This window comes from Ignavibacteria bacterium, assembly GCA_017302895.1.
Classification (GTDB): Bacteria; Bacteroidota; Ignavibacteria; order Ignavibacteriales; family Ignavibacteriaceae; genus UTCHB3.
Genome location: JAFLBV010000002.1, coordinates 679975 through 700932 on the forward strand (window position 1 = coordinate 679975; position 20958 = coordinate 700932).

At 42.6% G+C, this 20958-nt stretch carries 13 protein-coding genes; 2 read left to right on the forward strand and 11 right to left on the reverse strand.

Features of this window, described 5'->3' with window-relative positions:
• Positions 1-15: 15 nt before the first annotated feature.
• From J0L60_10560 to J0L60_10605, 10 genes are all read right to left on the reverse strand, one after another.
• On the reverse strand, positions 16-2058 hold the full coding sequence (locus J0L60_10560; GenBank protein MBN8546556.1) for a hypothetical protein: 2043 nt from the start codon (positions 2056-2058) through the stop codon (positions 16-18).
• A 41-nt stretch (positions 2059-2099) separates the two neighbouring features.
• Positions 2100-5153 carry a TonB-dependent receptor gene (locus tag J0L60_10565; GenBank protein ID MBN8546557.1) on the reverse strand — a complete coding sequence of 1018 codons (3054 nt, stop codon included), beginning with the start codon at positions 5151-5153 and terminating at the stop codon, positions 2100-2102.
• A gap of 212 nt (positions 5154-5365) precedes the next feature.
• On the reverse strand, positions 5366-7585 hold the full coding sequence (locus J0L60_10570; protein MBN8546558.1) for a S9 family peptidase: 2220 nt from the start codon (positions 7583-7585) through the stop codon (positions 5366-5368).
• Positions 7586-7605: 20 nt separating this feature from the next.
• On the reverse strand, positions 7606-8136 hold the full coding sequence (pyrE, locus tag J0L60_10575) for an orotate phosphoribosyltransferase (protein ID MBN8546559.1): 531 nt from the start codon (positions 8134-8136) through the stop codon (positions 7606-7608).
• Positions 8137-8190: 54 nt separating this feature from the next.
• Complete coding sequence (yidD, locus tag J0L60_10580) at positions 8191-8430, reverse strand: membrane protein insertion efficiency factor YidD (GenBank protein ID MBN8546560.1); 240 nt, start codon at positions 8428-8430, stop codon at positions 8191-8193.
• Between the two features lie 192 nt (positions 8431-8622).
• A complete protein-coding gene (locus J0L60_10585; GenBank protein ID MBN8546561.1) occupies positions 8623-9513 on the reverse strand; it encodes an NAD(+)/NADH kinase in 891 nt (296 codons plus the stop codon).
• Positions 9482-10258, reverse strand: coding sequence for a glycosyltransferase family 2 protein (locus J0L60_10590; protein MBN8546562.1), 777 nt, complete (start codon positions 10256-10258; stop codon positions 9482-9484). Before J0L60_10590 ends, J0L60_10585 begins: the two co-directional genes overlap by 32 nt.
• On the reverse strand, positions 10251-11282 hold the full coding sequence (gene amrS, locus J0L60_10595; protein MBN8546563.1) for an AmmeMemoRadiSam system radical SAM enzyme: 1032 nt from the start codon (positions 11280-11282) through the stop codon (positions 10251-10253). The genes J0L60_10590 and amrS overlap by 8 nt, the downstream gene beginning before the upstream one ends.
• A gap of 1 nt (position 11283) precedes the next feature.
• On the reverse strand, positions 11284-12729 hold the full coding sequence (gene pyk, locus J0L60_10600) for a pyruvate kinase (protein ID MBN8546564.1): 1446 nt from the start codon (positions 12727-12729) through the stop codon (positions 11284-11286).
• Between the two features lie 93 nt (positions 12730-12822).
• Entirely contained in the window at positions 12823-15315 is a 2493-nt protein-coding gene (locus J0L60_10605; protein MBN8546565.1) for an AAA family ATPase, read from the reverse strand.
• 182 nt (positions 15316-15497) lie between these two features.
• Between J0L60_10605 and J0L60_10610 the strand changes: the two genes are divergently transcribed.
• The gene (locus tag J0L60_10610; GenBank protein ID MBN8546566.1) at positions 15498-16592 is read left to right on the forward strand and encodes an efflux RND transporter periplasmic adaptor subunit; all 1095 of its coding nucleotides are present in this window, start codon (positions 15498-15500) and stop codon (positions 16590-16592) included.
• The gene (locus J0L60_10615) at positions 16589-19669 is read left to right on the forward strand and encodes an efflux RND transporter permease subunit (GenBank protein MBN8546567.1); all 3081 of its coding nucleotides are present in this window, start codon (positions 16589-16591) and stop codon (positions 19667-19669) included. Before J0L60_10610 ends, J0L60_10615 begins: the two co-directional genes overlap by 4 nt.
• 1 nt (position 19670) lies before the next feature.
• Here J0L60_10615 and J0L60_10620 read toward each other — a convergent pair whose 3' ends face one another.
• Entirely contained in the window at positions 19671-20942 is a 1272-nt protein-coding gene (locus J0L60_10620) for a hybrid sensor histidine kinase/response regulator (protein ID MBN8546568.1), read from the reverse strand.
• Positions 20943-20958: the final 16 nt, after the last annotated feature.

Consider the following 20958-nt stretch of genomic DNA (forward strand, 5'->3'; position numbering starts at 1 on the left):
TCCGTCCCGGTTAAGTTAGCGAATGATAACAAATTTAACGGTGTGTTTTTCACCCGTCTTACTGTCTGTAATAACACCAATGTAGACACCGCTGACCACAATCTGACCTGCTGATGTAACCTGATTCCAGAATTCATCGCCTGATCCGTCACTGTGTTCGATAGTCTTGATGAGTTCACCCATCTCGGTGTAGATTTTTATTGTACATTCGCCGGGGATGTCATAAAAAGCTATTCTGTCGCCTGCTGCCCCGCCCGGGAATCTTACTTTATCAGGGATTGAACTTGAGTTGTAAGGATTTGGTACCACTCTGATCTCACTAAGGGCGTTACCGGCTTTTCTTTTCAATCTTGCAGGATCGTATGATTGTGAATAGTAGCGGGAGCTTTTCGAACCGTCATTACCTACACATGTAAGGTAATAGTAGTAATCGAAACCTCTTGAAAGCGAAGTATCGTTAAATGAAGTGGTTCCGGAAGGAAGCGTTTTAATAAGATGATATGTCGAATCAACATTTGCTGATGCTCTCCATACTTCAAAACCTGCAGGATTTTCACCGTCAAACAGTGTCCATGTAAGTGTAATTCTGTCACCACCCGATTTTATATCAAAAATCTTTGGGGGTTTTGGCGGATTCGGTACCGTTGCCCAGTTGGTTGCAAAAGCATCAGATATCTTTTTGAAAGTTGCCATCAGGGAATCTTTTCCCTTCATAACTTCCTGATTTTTCTGAAGCGCTGTAATCTGTCCGTTTTTGAATCTCTTGCCAACTTCGAGTCCGGCATCATATCCCATACCTGCTGAAGCTTCAGCCCAGACTATTGTAACAGAGTCACCAGGGGCGAGTGTGTAAGGACCGTAACCGTTGTTTGCAGAGTTACCGCCTGTTCCAGTACCGTAAGGTGGAGCAGTCTGAGCAGCATAATTTCCATCAGGCTGTACAAACTTGGCGTGTCTTGGTGATTTATGACCGGCAGACATGAGAGTATATTCACCCTGCATTCTGTTCACATTAAATGCATTGTTTCCGGCGAGAAATTCATTTCTGTCAGAATCTTCCCAGCTAGTTGTAGATGGCTGGGTTTTATCATCGGTTTTGTCTGTAGCAGATTTGTCAGCATGAAGAGTTATGTTTCCAACGAACTGCCATGCAGCAAGTCTTCCGACTGTATCACCTTTATCAAGATAACGGGCTGCGTTCGAGTTGATCTGCCAGATTGGACCACCGATATTATCGTATGGTGCTTCTTTTCCGGGGTGATATCCATGCCATGCGAACTGACATCTGAAAGCCTCACTTGGAGGATCGACTTCCACACCGTCACCTCTTGAATCAACCATTGTATTGATACCCCATCCTGCGGAGTTACCGATTACATAGCGTGCTTGCTTGTTGATAGAGTATCTGTAATTGAAGAAGAAATATACGCCTGTCAGAGTAGTGTTTGGCAACTCGATGGTTGTTGGATCTGCATCTGTGTTACCTGTATTCTTGTAGGTGTACTCATTTACGATGAAGTTATCATAACCGGGTGCACTGAACTGATAGATTCTTCTCTTCATCGTGATACCCAACTGGGTATGTACGATATTTTCAAGCATCCTGTCAGCCTTCAATGTAGGGTCAACCCTGTCGATGGAAACATCTTTCTCATACGACTGATTTCCGTCGACATTGACAATCGGGGCTTCAAATTTTGAGATCAACTCAAATTTTTCAGGAAATGCTGCCCAGAATTGCGGGTTTCTTGGTCCGATTGCCACGACTTTCACAGGATAAAAATTACCTTTTTCATCTGTAAAGTTGGCAGCACCGATCCAGTGACCTTTCATCGCTATCATATCCTGATAACGATAAATTGCAGGATATGCGAGACCTTCCTGCTGGGTTTTCACAAAGCCCTGCTCTTCAAGCTCACTGCCTATCTCTGAATACCAGCTATGCAAAGAGCCAACCGACATCCACTTGTTTTTAAACTGTGCATTTGCATCGAAAGTGGCAACCACCAGCAGAAGCAAAAGAACAGACCAAAATTTAATCATAAATTCTTTTTTCATTTTTTCCTCGGATTTAATTTCCATTCCATGTTCACTGATAATTACTTTATTTCAATCATGAGTCTCAGACCCCAGTAAATTGCTCTGGGATTTAAGAACGCTGTGTATGCGAGGTTTGGCATATCGATATATGATTTATTTTTACGCCATTCTTCTTTTTGTGACTCACTTGCATTATCATCCCAAGGAATGTACTCACCTGTTCTGACATCACCCGGCTTGTCTTCGCCGATAATGTTTTTGTAACCAAAAGCACTGAACTCTGATGGCAGATGAAGCGATTGCATGTAGGCATCATAATCTTTTGCATCAACAAAACCGGCTCTGTAATCAAGATACTTGATGTTGAAAAGGTTTGAAATGTCTGCAAAAAATTCGATTGCTGCAGGTCCGACTTTGAAAGTCTTCGAAATTCTCATGTCGAAGTTATAAAAATCTTTCCATTGAATATTGTTTGTGAATCCGGGGCGTGTTCCGCCGGGTCCTGTCCAACTGAAATAGGTTCCTGATGACCATGTAGCCAAAAGGTTGATTCTGATATCTTCGAGAAGATAAACGCCGCCAATTTCAGGACCAAAATTCATTGGTGTGAAAATGTCGATATTTGCTCTGCCGTAAGGCTGTGGAACAGGTTTTGACTGCTCAAAGAGAGCTGTGTTTCTTTCGGATTCTCTCTGAAGTGCAGGGTTCTCATAGTAGGTAGGCAAACCGAAGAAACCTGCGGTTGAAACCATATAGGTGTAGTTAACAAATCCTGTAATCCACTCACCTCTGTTTTTGGTAAGTGTTATTTCAAAACCGCGAATGTCACGGTATCTGTTTGGTTCAGGAACACTGTAGGAAACCGAATTGTCACGGCTGACATAACCGACAAGGCGGGTTTCATCAGTAACATCTTTGTAGTAACCTGCAACTCTTAAGAGGAACATGTCAAACAGATTGTGCTCGTAACCCAATTCGTATGCGACTGTTTTAGGCAGCGGGTTGTTCGGGTTTGCAAGTCTTGATATTGCATTATTCGACTGATTTCTTCTAAGGAGGAAGAGATCTTCCGGAGCCGGCATCGATCTGAAATGACCATAGTTGAAGAAGAGTTTGCTGTTAACCGTAATCGGGAAAGCAACACCAAGTCTAGGACTAAGGCTGATAACTTTTTCAGTTGATTCTTTCTGAAGAAGTTCATCTATTTTCAATGAGTAGGCACCCGAGAATGCTTTGTTGTAAGGATCATAGAGATACCACTGGCCGCCCGCGTGTGAATAATCCAAACGGAGACCGATATTGGCAATCATTCCCTCAAACTCGAGTTTTGTCTGACCATAAATTGCCCCTCTTACAGGGTAGGTCTGCCATACTGAACGGGAGTTGCTGGTAGGAAGTGAAGGCTCAATAAGAGCGTAGTTAACATTGTTGTCGGTGTAGATAAATTCGACACCGGCTTTTATCTGCATAATCTTGTTAAGCTGACTTGAATAGTCAAATCTTGAACTCCAGGTATAAACTTTCGAACTGTCTCTTGAGTTTGAGTATCCAAGTCCCATGTTCATCGAGCTTCCGATACCCGAGCTGAAACCGGAGAATGCACCGTATGGTGATTCATCATAGTAATTGTTACCGATTTTAACCACTTTGCCTGTGTTTCTTGCACTGGCAGGATTGGTGCTGTATTCTGAACCAACGACATTCAACTGAATTTCGTAGAAAGTTGTTGGAGAAAGGACATGAACAAATTTTGCACCGAGCATTTTTCTGTCAACTTTGGTTGGTGCCCAGTAATCTGTTGCAAATGCTCTCGCATCAAGGTAACTTGCGCCTGCCCTGATGTCCATTTCAGAAACAATTGAATAAGCAGAACGGAAGATTCCGGGACCACCGCTTCTTGAGCTGCTGGTACCGGTCTGTAAACCAAGTAATCCTTCGATTGTGAATTTCATTCCCTGAGCAATGTCAGAAGTGATTTTCACATGGGTGCTCCAGTCATGGTAGGAACTGGTTGACAAAGGAATTACATACATTTCTCTTGTGGTTCTGTATGATGCGAGGAATCTGAGATCGCCAAGCATGCTGCTGACAACAGGAACCGGTCCGCTGATACTGAAATCCATATCATAATCGGGCTGGGTTATGCCCATCGGTTTTCTGTGTTGCCAGAGGAAAAGTTGTTGTGCTGCTTCAGGAGTAAGATCGTTCGAAGGATCGTCATCAGAAAGGAGTTCCTGTGAAACTTTGTCCCATCCTCTGAATTCCTGATACTGTGCCTGCGTATATGCATCCCATGCACCATTTTTTGTACCCGTGAAGGCTACTGTAGGATCAACATAGGGACGAATAAAATAGGTATTGAAATCGTTGGGCTGGTCACCCCAGTTTTTTGCACCGGGTGCTCTGTATCTTCCGAGGAATGCAACATTATATTTGTCGCGTTTACCTTCGGTTGTAACCACATTCACGAGACCGGAACGGATATTACCATATTCGGCATTGAAACCGCCGGTTTGAATCTGAATTTCTTCAACAGAAGTAAAACTAATTCCCGTATATGAAGAGTTATCTCTTTCATCTCTAAAAGTAATACCGTTTATCATGAAAGCTGTCTGGTCGGAGCCGCCACCTCTGATAGTGAGGCCTTGAACACCGGCTTGTAAGCCGATAACACTCGCCACACTCACTACAGGCAAACTTGCCACATCCTCCATTGAAATATTGACAACACTGGAGGAGACATCTTTTTCTATAACGGGTTGAGTTGCCGTTATTATTACTTCCTGGGTTGTAATTGATTCATCAGACAGAAAAAAATCGATAGTTGTCGTCTGGTTGATGTTTATTTTTACCTCTTGCACTGATTGTGAGGCGTAACCGATCATGGATGCTCTGATTGTAAATGCTCCCGGAGGGACATTAAGTATCGTGTAGTATCCTTCGGCATCGGATTTGGCACCCAGTTTGGTACCTTCGATCACTATGGTCGACCCGATTAGTGTCTCGCCCGTTTTCTTGTCCTTCACTACACCGGTAATTTTACCTGTCTGTGAGAAGACCGGAATACTGAAGAGGAGAAAGGCAATACATAAAATAGTATGCTTAAAGCGCATATTTCTGACTCCTGTGTGTATCTTTAACAAAATGTATAAGCAACACCGCTTTTTTGTTTAATGATTGATCTGTAAAATCTGTTGATTGTGTGCAAAATTAACAATTTTAATAATAATAATCAGATTTCCCCGTATGTGTGGAAATCATTCTACCAAAATTAAAGAAAATTTTCGATATAGGGAAAATTTTGGCAAAAATTATAAAAATATTTCTACTTCCTGTTTAATTCCTCCTCCAAAAAGAGTTCTATCGATTTAAAAAGGTGCGACGAAGTCCCCTTTCCTTCTGAAATTCCGTGTGATCTGTTTGGATACGGCATATATCTGAATTGCTTCCCGGCTGCCACAAGTTTATTAACAAGATATTCCGCATTCTGGAAATGGACATTATCGTCACCGGTACCATGAATCAGGAACAGCCTTCCCTCAAGATTGCCTGCAAAAGTAACGGGTGAACACTCTTTATATGCATCGGGGCTTGTCTGAGGCAATCCCATGTATCGTTCTTCATAGATAGTGTCATAAAATCTCAGGTCTGTAACGGGTGCGACAGAGACACCGAAATGATACATTTTCGGATATCTGAAAAGCATGTTTAAGGTCATGGATCCACCACCGCTCCAGCCCCATATCCCGACTTTTGTAGCGTCCATATAAGGGCGTTCTGTCAGGAGTGTCGTTAATGCGCCTGCCTGATCTTCGGAAGAAATCACACCTATCTTTTGATAAATTGATTTTCTCCACTCCCTCCCTTTTGGTGCAGGTGTCCCTCTCCCGTCAACACTCATCACAATAAATCCTTTGTCTGCGAGTGCCTTGTGAAACAATCCCATAAATCCGTCATAGCTGTCGTTTACAGTAGTGCTGGCGGGTTCGTTATACACATAAAAGAGAACCGGATATTTTTTTGAAGGATCGAAATTGTAAGGTTTTGTGCACCATCCGTCAACTGAAACACCACCCGGTGTTTTGACGGTGAAAAGTTCATAGTTATAACCTGCTTCTTTCAATTTTTCAACAAGTTTTTCGTTGGTTGTCTCCTTGCGGATCATCTTGTGATCCGGAAGTGAAATAAGGCTTACTTTTGAGGGGGTATTGATATTGTCATAAGTATGATAGGCAAACTTGCCGTCGGCAGATATGCTGTATTCATTCGAACCGGCAAATTCAGAGGGAGTAATCCTTCGGGGAGCCTCATTTTTACCTGTTTCCACCATATAAAGATACTTTTGGGTAGCCTTCTCAGGTGAAGCATAAAAATAAACTGCCCCCGTTTCGGGAACAAACCTTACAATTTTAATTACATCATATTTCTTGTTGATCAGATTTTTAACAGATGCGTCCTTCAAGGAAATGAGGTACAACTGATTAAAGCCTTCTTTGTCTGAAACCCAAAAAAGATCCTGATCATTGTTTATAAATTTCCAGTCATCCACCACTTCTATCCAGGCGTTCTGCTCTTCATTATACAATTTTTGAACGGTACCCGTCCGGGGGTCTGCAAGATAAACGGTCATGTTATTCTGGAGTCTGTTCAGGTGCTGAAAAGCGAGCTTGCCGGTCTTCCCTGCCCATTCCATCCTGGGTATATAGTTATTCCGGGGGTCGTCTCCGACATTCATCCAAACAATGTTGCCTGAAGAGATATCTACTGTTCCTACCTTGCATCCGCTGTTGGTTTCACCGGCTTTTGGATATTGAACAGGAATCGTGTAAGAATAGAGGGAATCAGTATTATTAATCATTAAAAAATCTCTGACACCATTCGCGTCGAGCTGCCAGAAAGCGATCATTTTACCATCCGGACTCCATCTGAAACCGTCACGGATGCCGAATTCCTCTTCGTACACCCAGTCGAAAGTGCCGTTGATTATAGTTCTGCTGCCATCTTTTGTAAGAGCTTTTATCTCACCGGTTGTCAGATTTTCGAGGTACAGGTTGTTTTCTCTCACATAAGCCACGAAATTTTCAGTAGGATCCAGTTTTGCGAATTGAAGTGTAGAAGGTTTGGCATCACTTCCGCCGAGTTTTCGAAGTTTCTTTGTCTCTGTGTTATAAATCCAGTAATCCCCTCTCGAATTAACACGCCAGACTCTTTTGGTGTTTGTGTAGATCAAAATCCACTTCCCCGACGGAGAGAGTTTGTAGTCATTCAGGTTCAAAGGTGCTGACTTCCCTTCCGGTATCAGGTCTTTGGTGGAAACGACAAGAGTTTTATCCCCTGTTGTTACATCAATTTTGAAAATCTGAGAACCATCATCACCATCCTCAATTTTATAATATGTGTGCCCGCTCTCTGTCCATTTTACAGGGGCAAAATATTCTCCACTGAATTCCCCCTTGAATACCTGATCGATGGTAATCTTCTTTTGAGGAATTGCGACAAAAGAGAAGAAAATGACAAAAAAGAGAAGTTTTCGGTTTAAGTACATTTGATCTGCCTGATTAATTGTTAAACACCTTTGTAATCTTTTATTTGCTGCATCGAATAGAGAGGTAACAGATCCAGGTCGGCATCCTTAAGATTCGAAAAAGCTTTTTCCTCTCTTACAATAACGCAGAGCACTGAATCGACAATCGCTCCGAGATCCCGAAGATCTTTCGCGCTAAGAATAATCTGCCCTCCCGTTGTAACTACATCCTCGATTATGCACACTTTTTTGCCGGAAAAATCGAGTCCTTCAGCCACTTTGCAGGTGCCGTACTTTTTCGCTTCCTTCCTGACAAAAACGGAAGGAATTCCCGTTTTAAGTGACAAAACTGTTGAGAGAGGTATCCCCCCCATTTCAAGTCCCGCCAGCACTTCGGTTCCTTCCGGAATCAAGGGAACCATCTTTTCGCCGATCTCCTGAAGCAGTAGCGGATCTGATTCAAATCTGTATTTGTCAAAGTATTCATTGGAGATTTTGCCCGATCTAAGCAGGAACTCCCCTGTCAGATGAGCTGTGTCAAAGATTTTTATTGCCAGTTCTTTTTCTGTCATGTTATTTCTTTTTGTGATCTGAAATTTTTCATATATAAACCTGTTTCTGCTTCTTTATGGTACCGGATCAAATCCACTCCCTCCCCACGGGTTACACCTCAAAATTCGCCAGATACCAAGATAAAGCCCTTTAAAAGGTCCGTGCTTTTTCAAAGCCTCAATCATATAATTGGAACATGTAGGTGTGAATCTGCAACTTGGGGGAAATAGAGGTGAGATCAATAACTGATAGATTTTTACGAAAGCGATCAGTACTGAAGAAATTATATTAACCAGGAATTTCAGGAGTTTCATTTTGGTACGATCCGGTGCGGAATAAATTTCTTTTGAGACTTAATTTACAAAGTTTTCCACAGATATTAAAATGAACTATGAGGGCTGAAGGATGAATGGCGAAGGATGATGGCTGAAGGATGATGGTTGAATGGCGAAGGATGAATCACGAAGGATGATGGTTTCAGCCCTCAGCCTTCAGTTTTCAGCCCTCTAAAATTCAGCCTTCAATTTTCTTTCCCTCACATCAATTCCCCAGTAGAGTTTATTGCGGAGAACATTAAAATAGCTGGAATCTTTGCCGCGAATAAGTTTAAGCGGGTTTTTCCCTTTTGAAATGTCGATACTAAAAGGTGATGATATTTCGTTCACTCTCTGACCGTCACAGTTTATCGAAAATTTAACGGGATGATTATTTATTTCAACTGTAATCACCATATCGGCAGGCAGAACGAGTGGCCGCATCGTCAGACTGTGAGGACATATCGGACTAATCACTATGACATCAGCACGCGGGTTTACTATCGGACCTCCGGCAGAGAGTGAATATCCGGTTGAGCCGGTAGGGGTGGCAATAATCAATCCGTCTGCCGAGAAAATTGAAACCAGTTCCTTGTTGGCGAATAGGGAGATTTCCATCATCTTGGGCCAGCCACCCTTCTCGATGACGATGTCGTTTATCGCCAGAATATTGGAATCGGAGAGACTTTTACTGTTACCCTTTAGTACAATTCTTTCCTCGAGGAAATAATTCCCTGATTTGATATCTCGAAATGACTCATTCAATGTTTCTTTGTGAATTTCGGTGAGAAAACCCAGTTTTCCAAAATTTACTCCTGCAATCGGTTTCCCGCTCTCCAGAGTAATCGAAGCGGTGTTCAGAAGGGTGCCGTCTCCACCAAGGGAAATTATAATATCAGACGCATCAATGAGTTCGGTATCAGGAAGAAAATTATAGTCTGTTTTCATCGTCTCTGTGGAGAGTTCAAAAATCGAATCACTGATAAGACAGGAAAAACCTTCGGAGACAAGGGCGTCAACAACTGTTTTTACGGCAGAGGCTATATTTTCTTTACTTGTGTTGGCTATTATGCCTGCTTTCATTTCTTTCCCACAGTTTTACATATTTGGTAAAAACATAGTTCATTGAATAGAATGAGAGAATAAAACCCTGTGCCCCGTCAAGGAAACCTGATTTCAGGAAATACATTTTCAAAAATACCGACAGCGCCCTAATGTATGCTTCAAAAATCCCCGATTTTTTGTTTTCATCGTAAAGCTGATTTGCTGCAAGCGAGGTGTAGTGGTTAAACTTGTTATAATAGTGCTCGGAAGAGGGATCGGTAAAGTGATCAAGCGGAAATTTCAATTCTCCCGGCTCACCAGTAAACTCAAGCCCTTCATGGACCAGATTGTTATTAAATTTCACCTTTCGTTTGTTAAACAGCCTTGGTACCCTGCCCGGATACCACCCGCAATGCCTTATCCACCTCCCCAGAAACCATGCTTTGCGAGGAACACTGAAAATGTCATGTTGCGGATTACCCGATTTCCACTCGGTGAGTTCTCTTCCAAGTTCGGGTGTAATTGCCTCGTCTGCATCGATCCAGAAGATCCAGTCATTTGATGTTTTTTCAATTCCGTTTTGCTTCGTAAGAGCATATCCTTCCCACTTTATCGGGAAGTATTTAACTCCCGGAAACTGCCTTACGATCTCTTCTGTTCTGTCAGTTGTGGAATTATCTATGAGGACATTAATTTCATCAATAATCCCCAACTGTGAAGTAATACACCTCCCGATATTTGCTTCCTCATTTTTAGCGAGAACGATGGATGAGAGCTTAATCATTAAAAATTCCATCAACAGGGGCATTGCAATAAGGACATCTCCCGCTGACAAGACGGTTCGATATAACGGTATGCCAGTCCCGCTCAATCACTTTGCAATTGCAATTGGGACAATAAGTGGTCTGCCCTTTGCTATCGTGAACATTCCCTGTGTAAACATACTTCAAACCTTCTGCGATTGCGATTTCCCGAGCCATTGAGAGAGTATTGAAAGGGGTTCTCTCTTTATCCCTGAGTTTGAAGTCAGGATGAAAAGCCGTAAAGTGAAGCGGAACCCTGTCGCCGATGTTTCTGTGTATCCACCTCGTCATTTCTTTAATCTCATGTTCTGAATCGTTTTCCCCCGGAATCAGAAGTGTTGTCAACTCCATCCATACATTTGTCTTTTCTTTTATCCAGACTATCGTTTCAAGAACCTCTTTTAGAGATGCCCATGCCAGGTTTTTGTAGAAACTCTCAGTGAATGCCTTCAAATCGATATTTGTGGCAGAGGCATACTCGAACAGTTCATACCTGGCTTGTGGAGTTACATATCCGGCTGTAACGAGAACTGTATGAATGTTTTCTTCTCTTGCTATCTTCGAGATGTCAATTGCGTACTCCGCAAAAATTACAGGATCATTGTAGGTAAAAGCAATCGAGGGAGTGGAGTACTTCTTTGCCAGCGAAACCACATCAGTCGGCAGAGCCATTATGGAGTTGGAATCATCAAGCTTCGCTTTCGAAATCGACCAGTTTTGACAAAATTTACACCCAAGGTTACAACCTGCCGTACCAAACGACAATATGGTGGAACCGGGCAGAAAGTGGTTCAAAGGTTTCTTCTCAACAGGATCGATAGCGAAACCGGTCGGTCTGCCATACCCGATCGAGATGAGCTGATTATCTATATTCTGACGAATATAGCAAAAACCGTGCTGGTCAGGTCCCATTTCGCAAAATCTTGGACAAAGAGTACACTTGATTTTACCAGTGGATGAAACCTCCCACCATTTTGCCGGGTGGAAATTTGTATTTACTGACATATCAGATTACGAAAATCTTCAATTTGTTGGTTCTTCCTTTTTCTGAAATAGGTGCACCTGAAGTGTAAATCACTACATCACCTTTTTTTACATGTCCAATCTTAAGTATTATATCGGTCGCCTCGGAAATCAGCTCTTCTGAATCCCGGTCGAGATCAGGCATGAACATCGAAGAAACACCCCAATAGAGGCACAGATTGTTCATCGTGTCAAACTTGTCCGAGATTGCGATTATTCTTGCATTAGGGCGATATTTTGAAAGTTTCCGTGCTGTCCTTCCATTTTCAGTAAAAACCACAATCGCTGCGGCGTCCACTTCCCTGCTCATCTGTACAATACCTTTGTTAACCGAATCGAAGAGTTTGTCTTCAAAATTTTTCGTCATGTCAAAGTCAATGTGACGGGTCCAATAAGCATGAGCACCTGCACTTCTTACAATCTGATTCATCGTCTCCACCGTTTTCACCGGAAATTTACCGACGGAGGTTTCAGCAGAAAGCATAACAACATCGGTGCCATCCCACACAGCGTTCGCAACATCGGAAGCCTCCGCTCGTGTAGGAATCGGATTGTAAACCATCGATTCGAGCATTTGAGTAGCTGTGATAACAAGTTTACCGGTGGCGTTGCACCTCTTAATTATATTCTTCTGGATCAGAGGAACCTCCTGAGGCTCCAGTTCCACTCCCAGGTCACCTCTCGCTACCATTATGCCATCAGAAACTTTAAGTATTGACTCAAAATTTGAAACAGCCTCTTTCATCTCAATTTTAGAGATTATTGGTGCCGAAAATCCTTTGTCTTTCATCCATTTTCTTAAGTTTGTTATATCATCAGCACTCCTTACGAATGAAAGGGCAACAAAGTCAACACGGTGTTTAATGAAAATATACTCAAGGTTTTTAAGGTCGGTCTCCGTCACAGAGGGGGTAGAGAGTTTCATTCCCGGAAGATTCATCCCCTTTTTAGGTTTCACCGTTCCACCATTGAGTATCTCACAAACAACTGCAGTAGACTCTTTCTCTATCACTCTCAGTTTGATCAATCCGTCATCAATCAGGATTAGATCACCAATCTTGGCATCATTTACGAGCAATTTGTATGATGTTGAGAGAATTTTATCGGTTCCATCCAAATCCTCGATTGTGATTCGAATTGTATCGCCCGTCTTAATCTCAATCTCAGGTACGCTCAGATTACCGATTCGAATTTTAGGACCCTGTAGATCAGCCAGCACTGCCAGTGAAGTGGACTCATTCACGCAGGCTTCATGAATGTTAAAAAAGAGATTGTCAAAAAATTCGTGCGAGCCATGAGAAAAATTTAGCCTCACACCATCCATCCCGGCACGGATCATTTGAGCAATTATGTTTTTGTCCGAGGTAGCTGGTCCCAAGGTACAAAGTATTTTTGTACGGGCAAAAAGAAAGTTAGATCCTTGAAGCATGGTTATTCTCTTCTTTATGGATAATTCTAAATGGTCGACCATTTAGTTTATTAAAATTGTTAAGTGCAAAACTAATAAGCAAACAAATAAAATTTATTCGGCAGTTTTAAGAATTTGTTCTCCCGCCACTGTTTCGGGTTGAGTCGATCTTGGATGTTTATTTAGCTTAAAGGGGTCCTTCGCAAACATATACATCTTTTTGAGATTCTCTGCAGTAATACCATAGATGGTATTCCTGGGAAAATGACCTTCATCGTTTTTCTCTCCTGCTCTTACACCGAGAAGTATCTCCAATGCCTCCGATATATGCGAAACGGGCCATATATGAAACAAACCAGACTTGGCGGCAGCCTGAATTTCCTCATCAAGCATCAAATCATCGATATTTGAAACAGGTATAATCACACCCTGATATTTGGTGAGACCTTTCTCTTTACAGACTTTATAGAAACCTTCTATTTTTTCGTTGACGCCACCTATTGGCTGTACTTCCCCTTTTTGATTAACTGAACCCGTTACAGCAATTGCCTGATTTACCGGCAATTTTGAAATAGCTGAAATTATCACAGCCATTTCGGCAATTGACGCGGAGTCACCATCAATATTTCCATACGATTGTTCAAAAACCACTGTGGCAGAGACCGCAAGAGGAACTATATGCGAGAAAGTTTCCCTCAGAAATCCTGCTATTATGAGTATCGCTTTGTCATGAGTTTTCCCGGACAGTCCCGATTCCTTTTCAACATTTATAATGACTCCGTTTCCGGGTGCAACAGCAGAAGTGATGCGGGCGGGTTTTCCAAACGCAATAATGTCGCTGCCATAAACCGCCAATCCGTTGATCTGACCGACCTTTTTCCCGGCCACATCTATCAGAATTCTGTCCGTGGCTATCATTTCTGTATATTTTTCGTCCCACAGGTCGTGTCTTCCCCGCGCGTTTGCAAATGCCTGACGGACATGCTCAGACCTTACCTTGGAAGAATTGTCTTCCTGTGCCCAAAAAGAAGCTTCACGCACCACATCAGCAAGCATCGAAAAGCGGGATGTAAGTTTATCTTTGGATCCGGCATACCTTGCAGCAATCTCCATCACGGACGCTATAGCGGATTTATGAAATTCCTTCAAATTTTCATCGGAAATTATCTTTTTTATGATGTGCGCATACTGAACCAGTATTTCCTTCGAACGGGTGATTTCGTAGTCGAATTCCGCTTTTACTTTGAAGATTTTCTTAAAATCATCTTCTCTTTCAGCGAGAAGTGAGTAGATATACGAGTTCCCGATCAGGATCACCTTTAAATCAATCGGTATTGATTCCGGTTTCAACGAAGAAGGTGCCATCTGATAGTAGATGTGGTTATCCTGAATGTCCAGCATCATGTAAGTAAGGATTCGCTTAAGTGTTTTCCAGACCCCCGGGGCCTCAAAAAGGTGACTGACTCTCAAAACCAGAAATCCTCCGTTCGCACGAAGCATCGATCCGGCTTTAATGTTCAGAAAGTCGGCATAGAAATTCCCCTTCCTGTCTGAGACTCTCTCAATATTTCCAAAAAGAGTGTTCATGGAAGGTGCGGTTTCGATTATAACAGGACTGTCCTTCATCCCTGCATTATCCAGAAGAATATTGACATCATAAGCACGGAACGGATCGAGTGGAAAGGATTCTGCAATTGCCTCGGGATTTGACATCGCAAGCTTAAACAGTTGAATATTCTCAAGAATGTCCTTCTCGAGGGTGGCAATCCAATCAGCAGTTTTTCCATCCTTGTAATTTTCATTCAGGTAGATAATCGCACCTTTAATTAATGCTTCGGCCTCACCCTTCTCTATGTTACGAATCTCGGTTTGCAAATCCTGCGAAAGCTTCACATGTTTTTTGACGAGAATCATCAAATCCTGCTGCCGGGCAGAATAGGCATCATAAATCTGCTGAGCCTTTTTCTTTGTCAGTTCACCTTTGGAAACAAGCTCCTCAATCGCAGTTATGAGAACCGGTTTTTTATTGATTACAGGCATAATCTCGGGACGAACCCCATCCTCAACCTGAACCTGCCCGAGTGTAAGCCCGTCTTTATTGATCATCTCTTCAAAGCTCGTAATGAGCAATTGCTCCTGTTTCGAGAACTTCTCGATGATGGCATTTTTCTTTGCGTTGAGACTCTCAGATTCCAGCACCTGAGGTATCCTCTCTCTCAGAAGAGAAATCAAGGAATTTACATCATATTTGAATTTGAGGGACATACCCGCAGGGAAGGTAAGAAGTACCGGCTGATCCGGATTTTTGAAGTTGTTCACATAGCAGTAATCGAAAAGTGCCGGATTGTTGTCCGCCAAAATCTCCAACATCTTTTTGACTGTCGAAGCTTTGCCTGTACCCGAAAGGCCGGCAATATAGATGTTATATCCTGAAGCTTTCAATCCCACGCCCAGTCGCAACGCTTTTATTGCTCTGTCCTGGCCGATAATTCCTTCTATTGGTTCTATCTCTTCTGTGGATTCAAAGTTAAATGTCGAAAGGTTACACTTCCACCTGTAAGCAGAGGGTTTAAGTTCGGGGTGCTTTTTAGCCGGAGCTGGTTTCATTATTTTCTCAAAATTTTGGTTATTAAATATAATAATTTTTGGTTGATAAAGTTGGAATATTGAATCATATCTCTTTTTTATGGGTTGATGATATTGGCAGGACTCATTATATTTGTTGCTGGAATTTTAGTTTAGATCGAAGAGTGTCTCTTCCCGGTTTTTCATTAAGTAATGGTTATAATATGTCAAAGTGGACCAAGATATTTGTTTATGCTCTGATCGTACTCGTTGCAGGCGGTCTGGTGATTTATCCGTTGATCAAAAGTGACGGGAAAGATGATGCCGGAAAAGGCAAAACATCGACTAAACAGCAGCAAGGTCCGGCTTTGGTTAAAGCGAGGGTGTTGAAGTATGATTCATTTTCCTCCGAAATTAAAGTTATGGGTAAGGTAATCGCAGACGAATGGGTGGATTTATCACCTGAGGTCTCTGGTAAAATTGTTAAAATAAACTTCAAAGAGGGGGGAAATGTCGCCAAAGGACAACTCCTTATAAAAATAAATGACAATGACCTTCAGGCTCAACTTAAAAAAAACAAAGTGAGACTCGAACTCTCCGCTCAAAAACTCGACAGACAGAAAAAACTTCTTGAAGTTAACGGCACAACTCAGGAAGAATTCGACAATGCCAGATTCGAGTTTGAATCGATCTCTGCTGACATTGACCTGATAGAAGCTCAAATATTAAAAACTGAGATCAGGGCCCCTTTTGCGGGACAAATCGGCTTAAGATACCTCTCGGAAGGTGCCTTCGTAGCACCCGGAACTAAAATCGCAACACTTCAAAGCAGATCAAAACTAAAGATTGACTTTACCATTCCGCAGAATTATTCGATATACTTGAACACCGGGAAAAACATAAGTTTTAGTACAGGAAACGGTGCTGAAGAGATGAGTGCAAACATTTATGCTCTCGAGCCGGGTGTGGATCAGACTACAGCCACACTCAAGGCAAGGGCTTATGTCACCGGAGGTGGAAAGGGCTTAATTCCCGGTAAGGTAGTGGAAGTCAAAGTTAAACTGACGGCACCCGTAAAAACCATCCTCATTCCAACCGAAACCCTTATCCCTGAAATATCAGGTCAGTCCGTGTTCCTTTATAAAAACGGAATGTCTGTCTCCTTCCCGGTAGAAATCGGAGACAGAACAGAAAAAATTGTGCAGATTGTCTCAGGAATCAGTGAAGGAGATACTCTGATTGTCTCCGGACTGATTCAATTGAAGAATGGCGGTCCGGTCAAACTTTCAGGAGTTGAAACGCAGGGAAAAACGGAATGAGTCTATCTTCAATTAGTATACGGAGACCCGTATTAGCCATCGTTATGTCGGTGGTTATCGTTCTTTTTGGTGTAATCGGATATACTTCTCTCGGAGTGAGAGAGTATCCCAGCATTGATCCCCCGATTATAACAGTCCAAACCAATTATACAGGCGCTAATGCCACGGTAATCGAAGCCCAAATTACGGAACCGCTTGAAGAATCGATTAACGGAATCGCCGGCATCAGAAGCATGACCTCCTCTTCCAGAGACGGCAGAAGCCTCATTACGGTTGAGTTTGATATTGATGTCGACCTCGAGGCCGCCGCAAATGATGTAAGAGACAGAGTCTCCCGGGCAATCAATCTTTTACCACCCGATGTCGACCCTCCTGTGGTCACAAAAGCAGATGCCGATGCCATCCCAATAGTTATGGTGAATGTTAGCGGTAAAGAGAAAAGCATCCTTGATCTCTCTGATTATTCGAGAAATGTCTTGAAAGAAAAACTTCAGACTATCCCCGGTATAAGTCAGATTCAGATTTGGGGTGAAAAAAGGTATTCAATGAGGTTGTGGCTCGATCCATCGAAGATGAATGCGTTCAAAGTTACTCCGGTCGAGGTTAGGAATGTCCTCAGACTCGAAAATGTCGAACTCCCCTCGGGACGGCTTGAAGGAGACAATACAGAACTTACTGTAAGGACTCTCGGACTTCTCCAGACACCTGAAGATTTCAACAATCTTATCATAAAAGAAGAACAAGGAAACACGGTCAGATTTTCAGACATCGGATATGCTGAATATTACCCGGAAAATGAGAGAACCATTCTCAGGCGTGACGGGGTACCGATGACAGGTCTTGTTGCTGTTCCTCTCCCCGGCAGTAACCATATCGAGATTGCAGACGAGTTCCACAGAAGAATTGAAGAAATCAAAAAAGATCTCCCGGCTGATATGAATATACAGCTCGGTTTTGATGCTACCACCTTCATCAGACAATCTATCTCGGAAGTAATGGAAACCATATTCATTGCTTTCGGACTTGTGATTTTGATAATTTTTCTATTCCTTCGTAACTGGCGGACGACTCTCATACCGATTCTGGCTATTCCAATTTCTTTAATTGGTGCATTCTTCATTATGTATCTTGCCGGATTTTCAATTAATGTACTTACGCTGCTTGGTATAGTGCTTGCCATCGGAATTGTAGTGGATGATGCCATCGTGGTACTTGAGAATATCTATAAAAAAATTGAAGATGGCTTAACCCCCGTAGAGGCAGCAGCAAAGGGTTCATCAGAGATATTTTTTGCAATCATCTCCACAACTGTTTCACTTGCTTCCGTTTTTCTTCCGATAGTATTCCTGCAGGGCTTGACCGGGAAACTGTTCAAGGAGTTTGGTTTTGTAATCGCCGGATCGGTAATCATTTCGGCATTTGTGGCTCTTACTCTCACCCCGATGCTCAGTTCAAAAATGTTGAAGTCATCCGAGTCGCATTCGAAATTCTACAATCTTACCGAACCGTTTTTTGTATGGATGACAAAGGCATACCATACGGCGCTGGAAGCTTTTATGCGAGTCCGCTGGGTTTCATTTCCTCTTGTCATTCTTGCTTTGGGTGCCATCTACTTTTTTGGTGGCGGACTGCAGTCAGAACTTGCACCTCAGGAAGATAGAAGTGCGCTCAGGATTCAATCGACAGCACCTGAAGGAACATCTTATGACTATATGGACAGGTATATCCAAAAACTCGTGGAGCAGGTGCATGGTCTTGTTCAAAATGAAGAAGCAGCACTCGTTTCTGTGACGGCTCCCGGGTTCGGAGGCAGTTCCACAAATTCGGGCTTTATCCGCCTTATGCTGAAAGACCCCAAGGACAGAAGCAGATCGCAGCAGGAGATAGCACAGGAGTTGACGGTTGCTGTGCGTAAGTTGAATGATGCCAGAACCATTGTAATCCAGGAACAGTCGATTGGCGGCGGTTCAAGAGGCGGACTTCCGGTGCAGTATGTAATACAGGCGAGCAATTTCGAGGATCTGAGGGAAGTGTTGCCAAAATTCCTTGGCGAAGTAAGACAGAGCCCCGTTTTTGCAGTAACCGATGTGAATCTCAAATTCAATAAACCGGAAGTTGTTGTAGAAATCGACAGATCAAAAGCCAGAGACCTTGGTGTGTCTGTATCCGATGTGGCAACTACACTCCAGTTTTCTTTGAGTGGACAAAGATTCGGTTATTTCATCAGGAATGGAAAACAATACCAGGTAATCGGTCAATTGAAACGGGAGAACAGGAATGAACCTCTCGATCTTCGCTCCATGTTTGTGAAGAACAAAAGGGGGGACATGATTCAACTCGATAACATTGTCACTCTGACTGAAAGAAGTTCACCGCCGCAGCTTTACCGTTATAACCGTTACGCGTCTGCCACCGTGTCTGCCGGACTTTCCGGAGGAAAGACGATTGGTGACGGAATCGCAGAGATGGACAGGATTTCTGAAAAAGTTCTTGGCGATAAATTTACAACAGCCCTTGATGGAGCTTCCAAGGATTTTGCCGAAAGTTCTTCTTCACTGGTGTTTACTTTTCTGCTTGCACTGGCTCTGATTTATCTGGTTCTTGCGGCACAGTTCGAAAGTTTCAGAGATCCTTTTATAATTATGCTTACAGTGCCCCTGGCTATAGCCGGCGCGGTGATTTCACTTGCATATTTCGGACAGACTTTGAATATTTTCAGTCAGATTGGGCAGATTATGCTGATTGGACTGGTTACAAAAAATGGAATTCTTATTGTGGAATTCGCAAATCAGAGGAGAGAAGCCGGTTCAGACAGGTTAAAAGCCGTAAAAGAGGCTGCTGAATTGAGATTGAGACCTATTTTGATGACAAGTCTTTCGACTATCCTCGGTACACTACCTATCGCTTTGGCTTTGGGTGCCGGTTCGGAAAGCAGAGTATCAATGGGTATTGCAATTATCGGTGGACTGATTTTTTCCACAATTCTTACACTTTTTATCATCCCTGCGATGTACAGTTACATTTCGCCAAAAGAGATGAAGATTATTCCCGATCTTTCTGAAATGGAACGAAAATAGATTACAGAGGTAGTGTGCAGGAAAAGACAGAACCTTCGCCTTGCTTGCTCGTTACCTCAACTCTTCCTTTGTGAGCTTCCATAATCTTTTTTACGATCACTAGACCGAGACCGGTGCTCTTCTCACCCGCAGTTGAACGAACACTTAGTTTTTCAAAGGGGATAAACAATTTGTTGATTTCCGTGGCAGGAATCCCCTGACCATTGTCCTTTACTCCAAAAACAAGTTCATTCGCCATCTTTTTGATGAACAAAGTGACTGCATTTCCGGGGAATGAAAATTTTATTGCATTCGATGTCAGATTGTTCAGTACCTGTTCAATTTTTACCGGATCGATGTTTACTTCAATCTCTTCCACATTCGATTCATATTTCAATTCGATGTTCTTTTTGTCGGCAAGCACCTTGTTTAAGGCGATATTGTTCTGAACAAGATTGGTGAATTCCACATCCATCGTTTTTAGATTAAGTTCACCCGATTCAATAACCGAGATATCGAGTAGTTCATTCAGAAGTTGAAGAACAAAATCACTCGATTTCACAATAATCTTTACAAATTCAAGCTCATCTTCAGCGAATTTTTTCTTCAAATCATCCTGCAATATCAAGCCAAAAGAAAGAATCGCACCGACGGGATTACGCAAGTCATGCGCAGCCATCGAAAGGAATTTGTTTTTATCCTTGTTCAGTTTCTCAAGTTCATGGTTTTTCTTCGCAAGTTCACGATGCATCCTTAAAAGCTGTTGATTTGCCTCGGCGAGTTCGCCGTTTTTCTGAATGGCATTTTCATAGGTGGAAAGAAGAAGATCCACGATCTGAATTCTGTCGGAGTTGATAAAATACTTTTTACCGCCGAAGACTATTTCCATTCCCATATTTGATACGGGCGAAGAAAGCCTTATTTCCTGATTAACAAGGATGTATTTAACACGCGATAGAAGGAATTCTTTGTTGTATGGTTTGGTGAGGAAATTGTCGGCTCCCGACTGGAGACCTTTAATAACATCATGTGGATCGGAGAGGTTGGTGAGCAGCATTACCGGAATGTCTTTTGTAGCATTGTTTGACTTTACATGCTTGCAAAGGTCATAACCGTCCATTTCAGGCATTAATATATCAGTAATAACAAGAGCCGGTTTTTCTTCCTCAATCAGTCCGACTGCAATAGATCCGTTGGCTGCGGTTTTAACTGAATAACCTTCACTTTCAAGAATATAAGCAAGTTGCTCAAGTTGAGTCGGACTGTCTTCCACCACCAGGATATGATTTTGCATTGCTTCCTCGAATCTC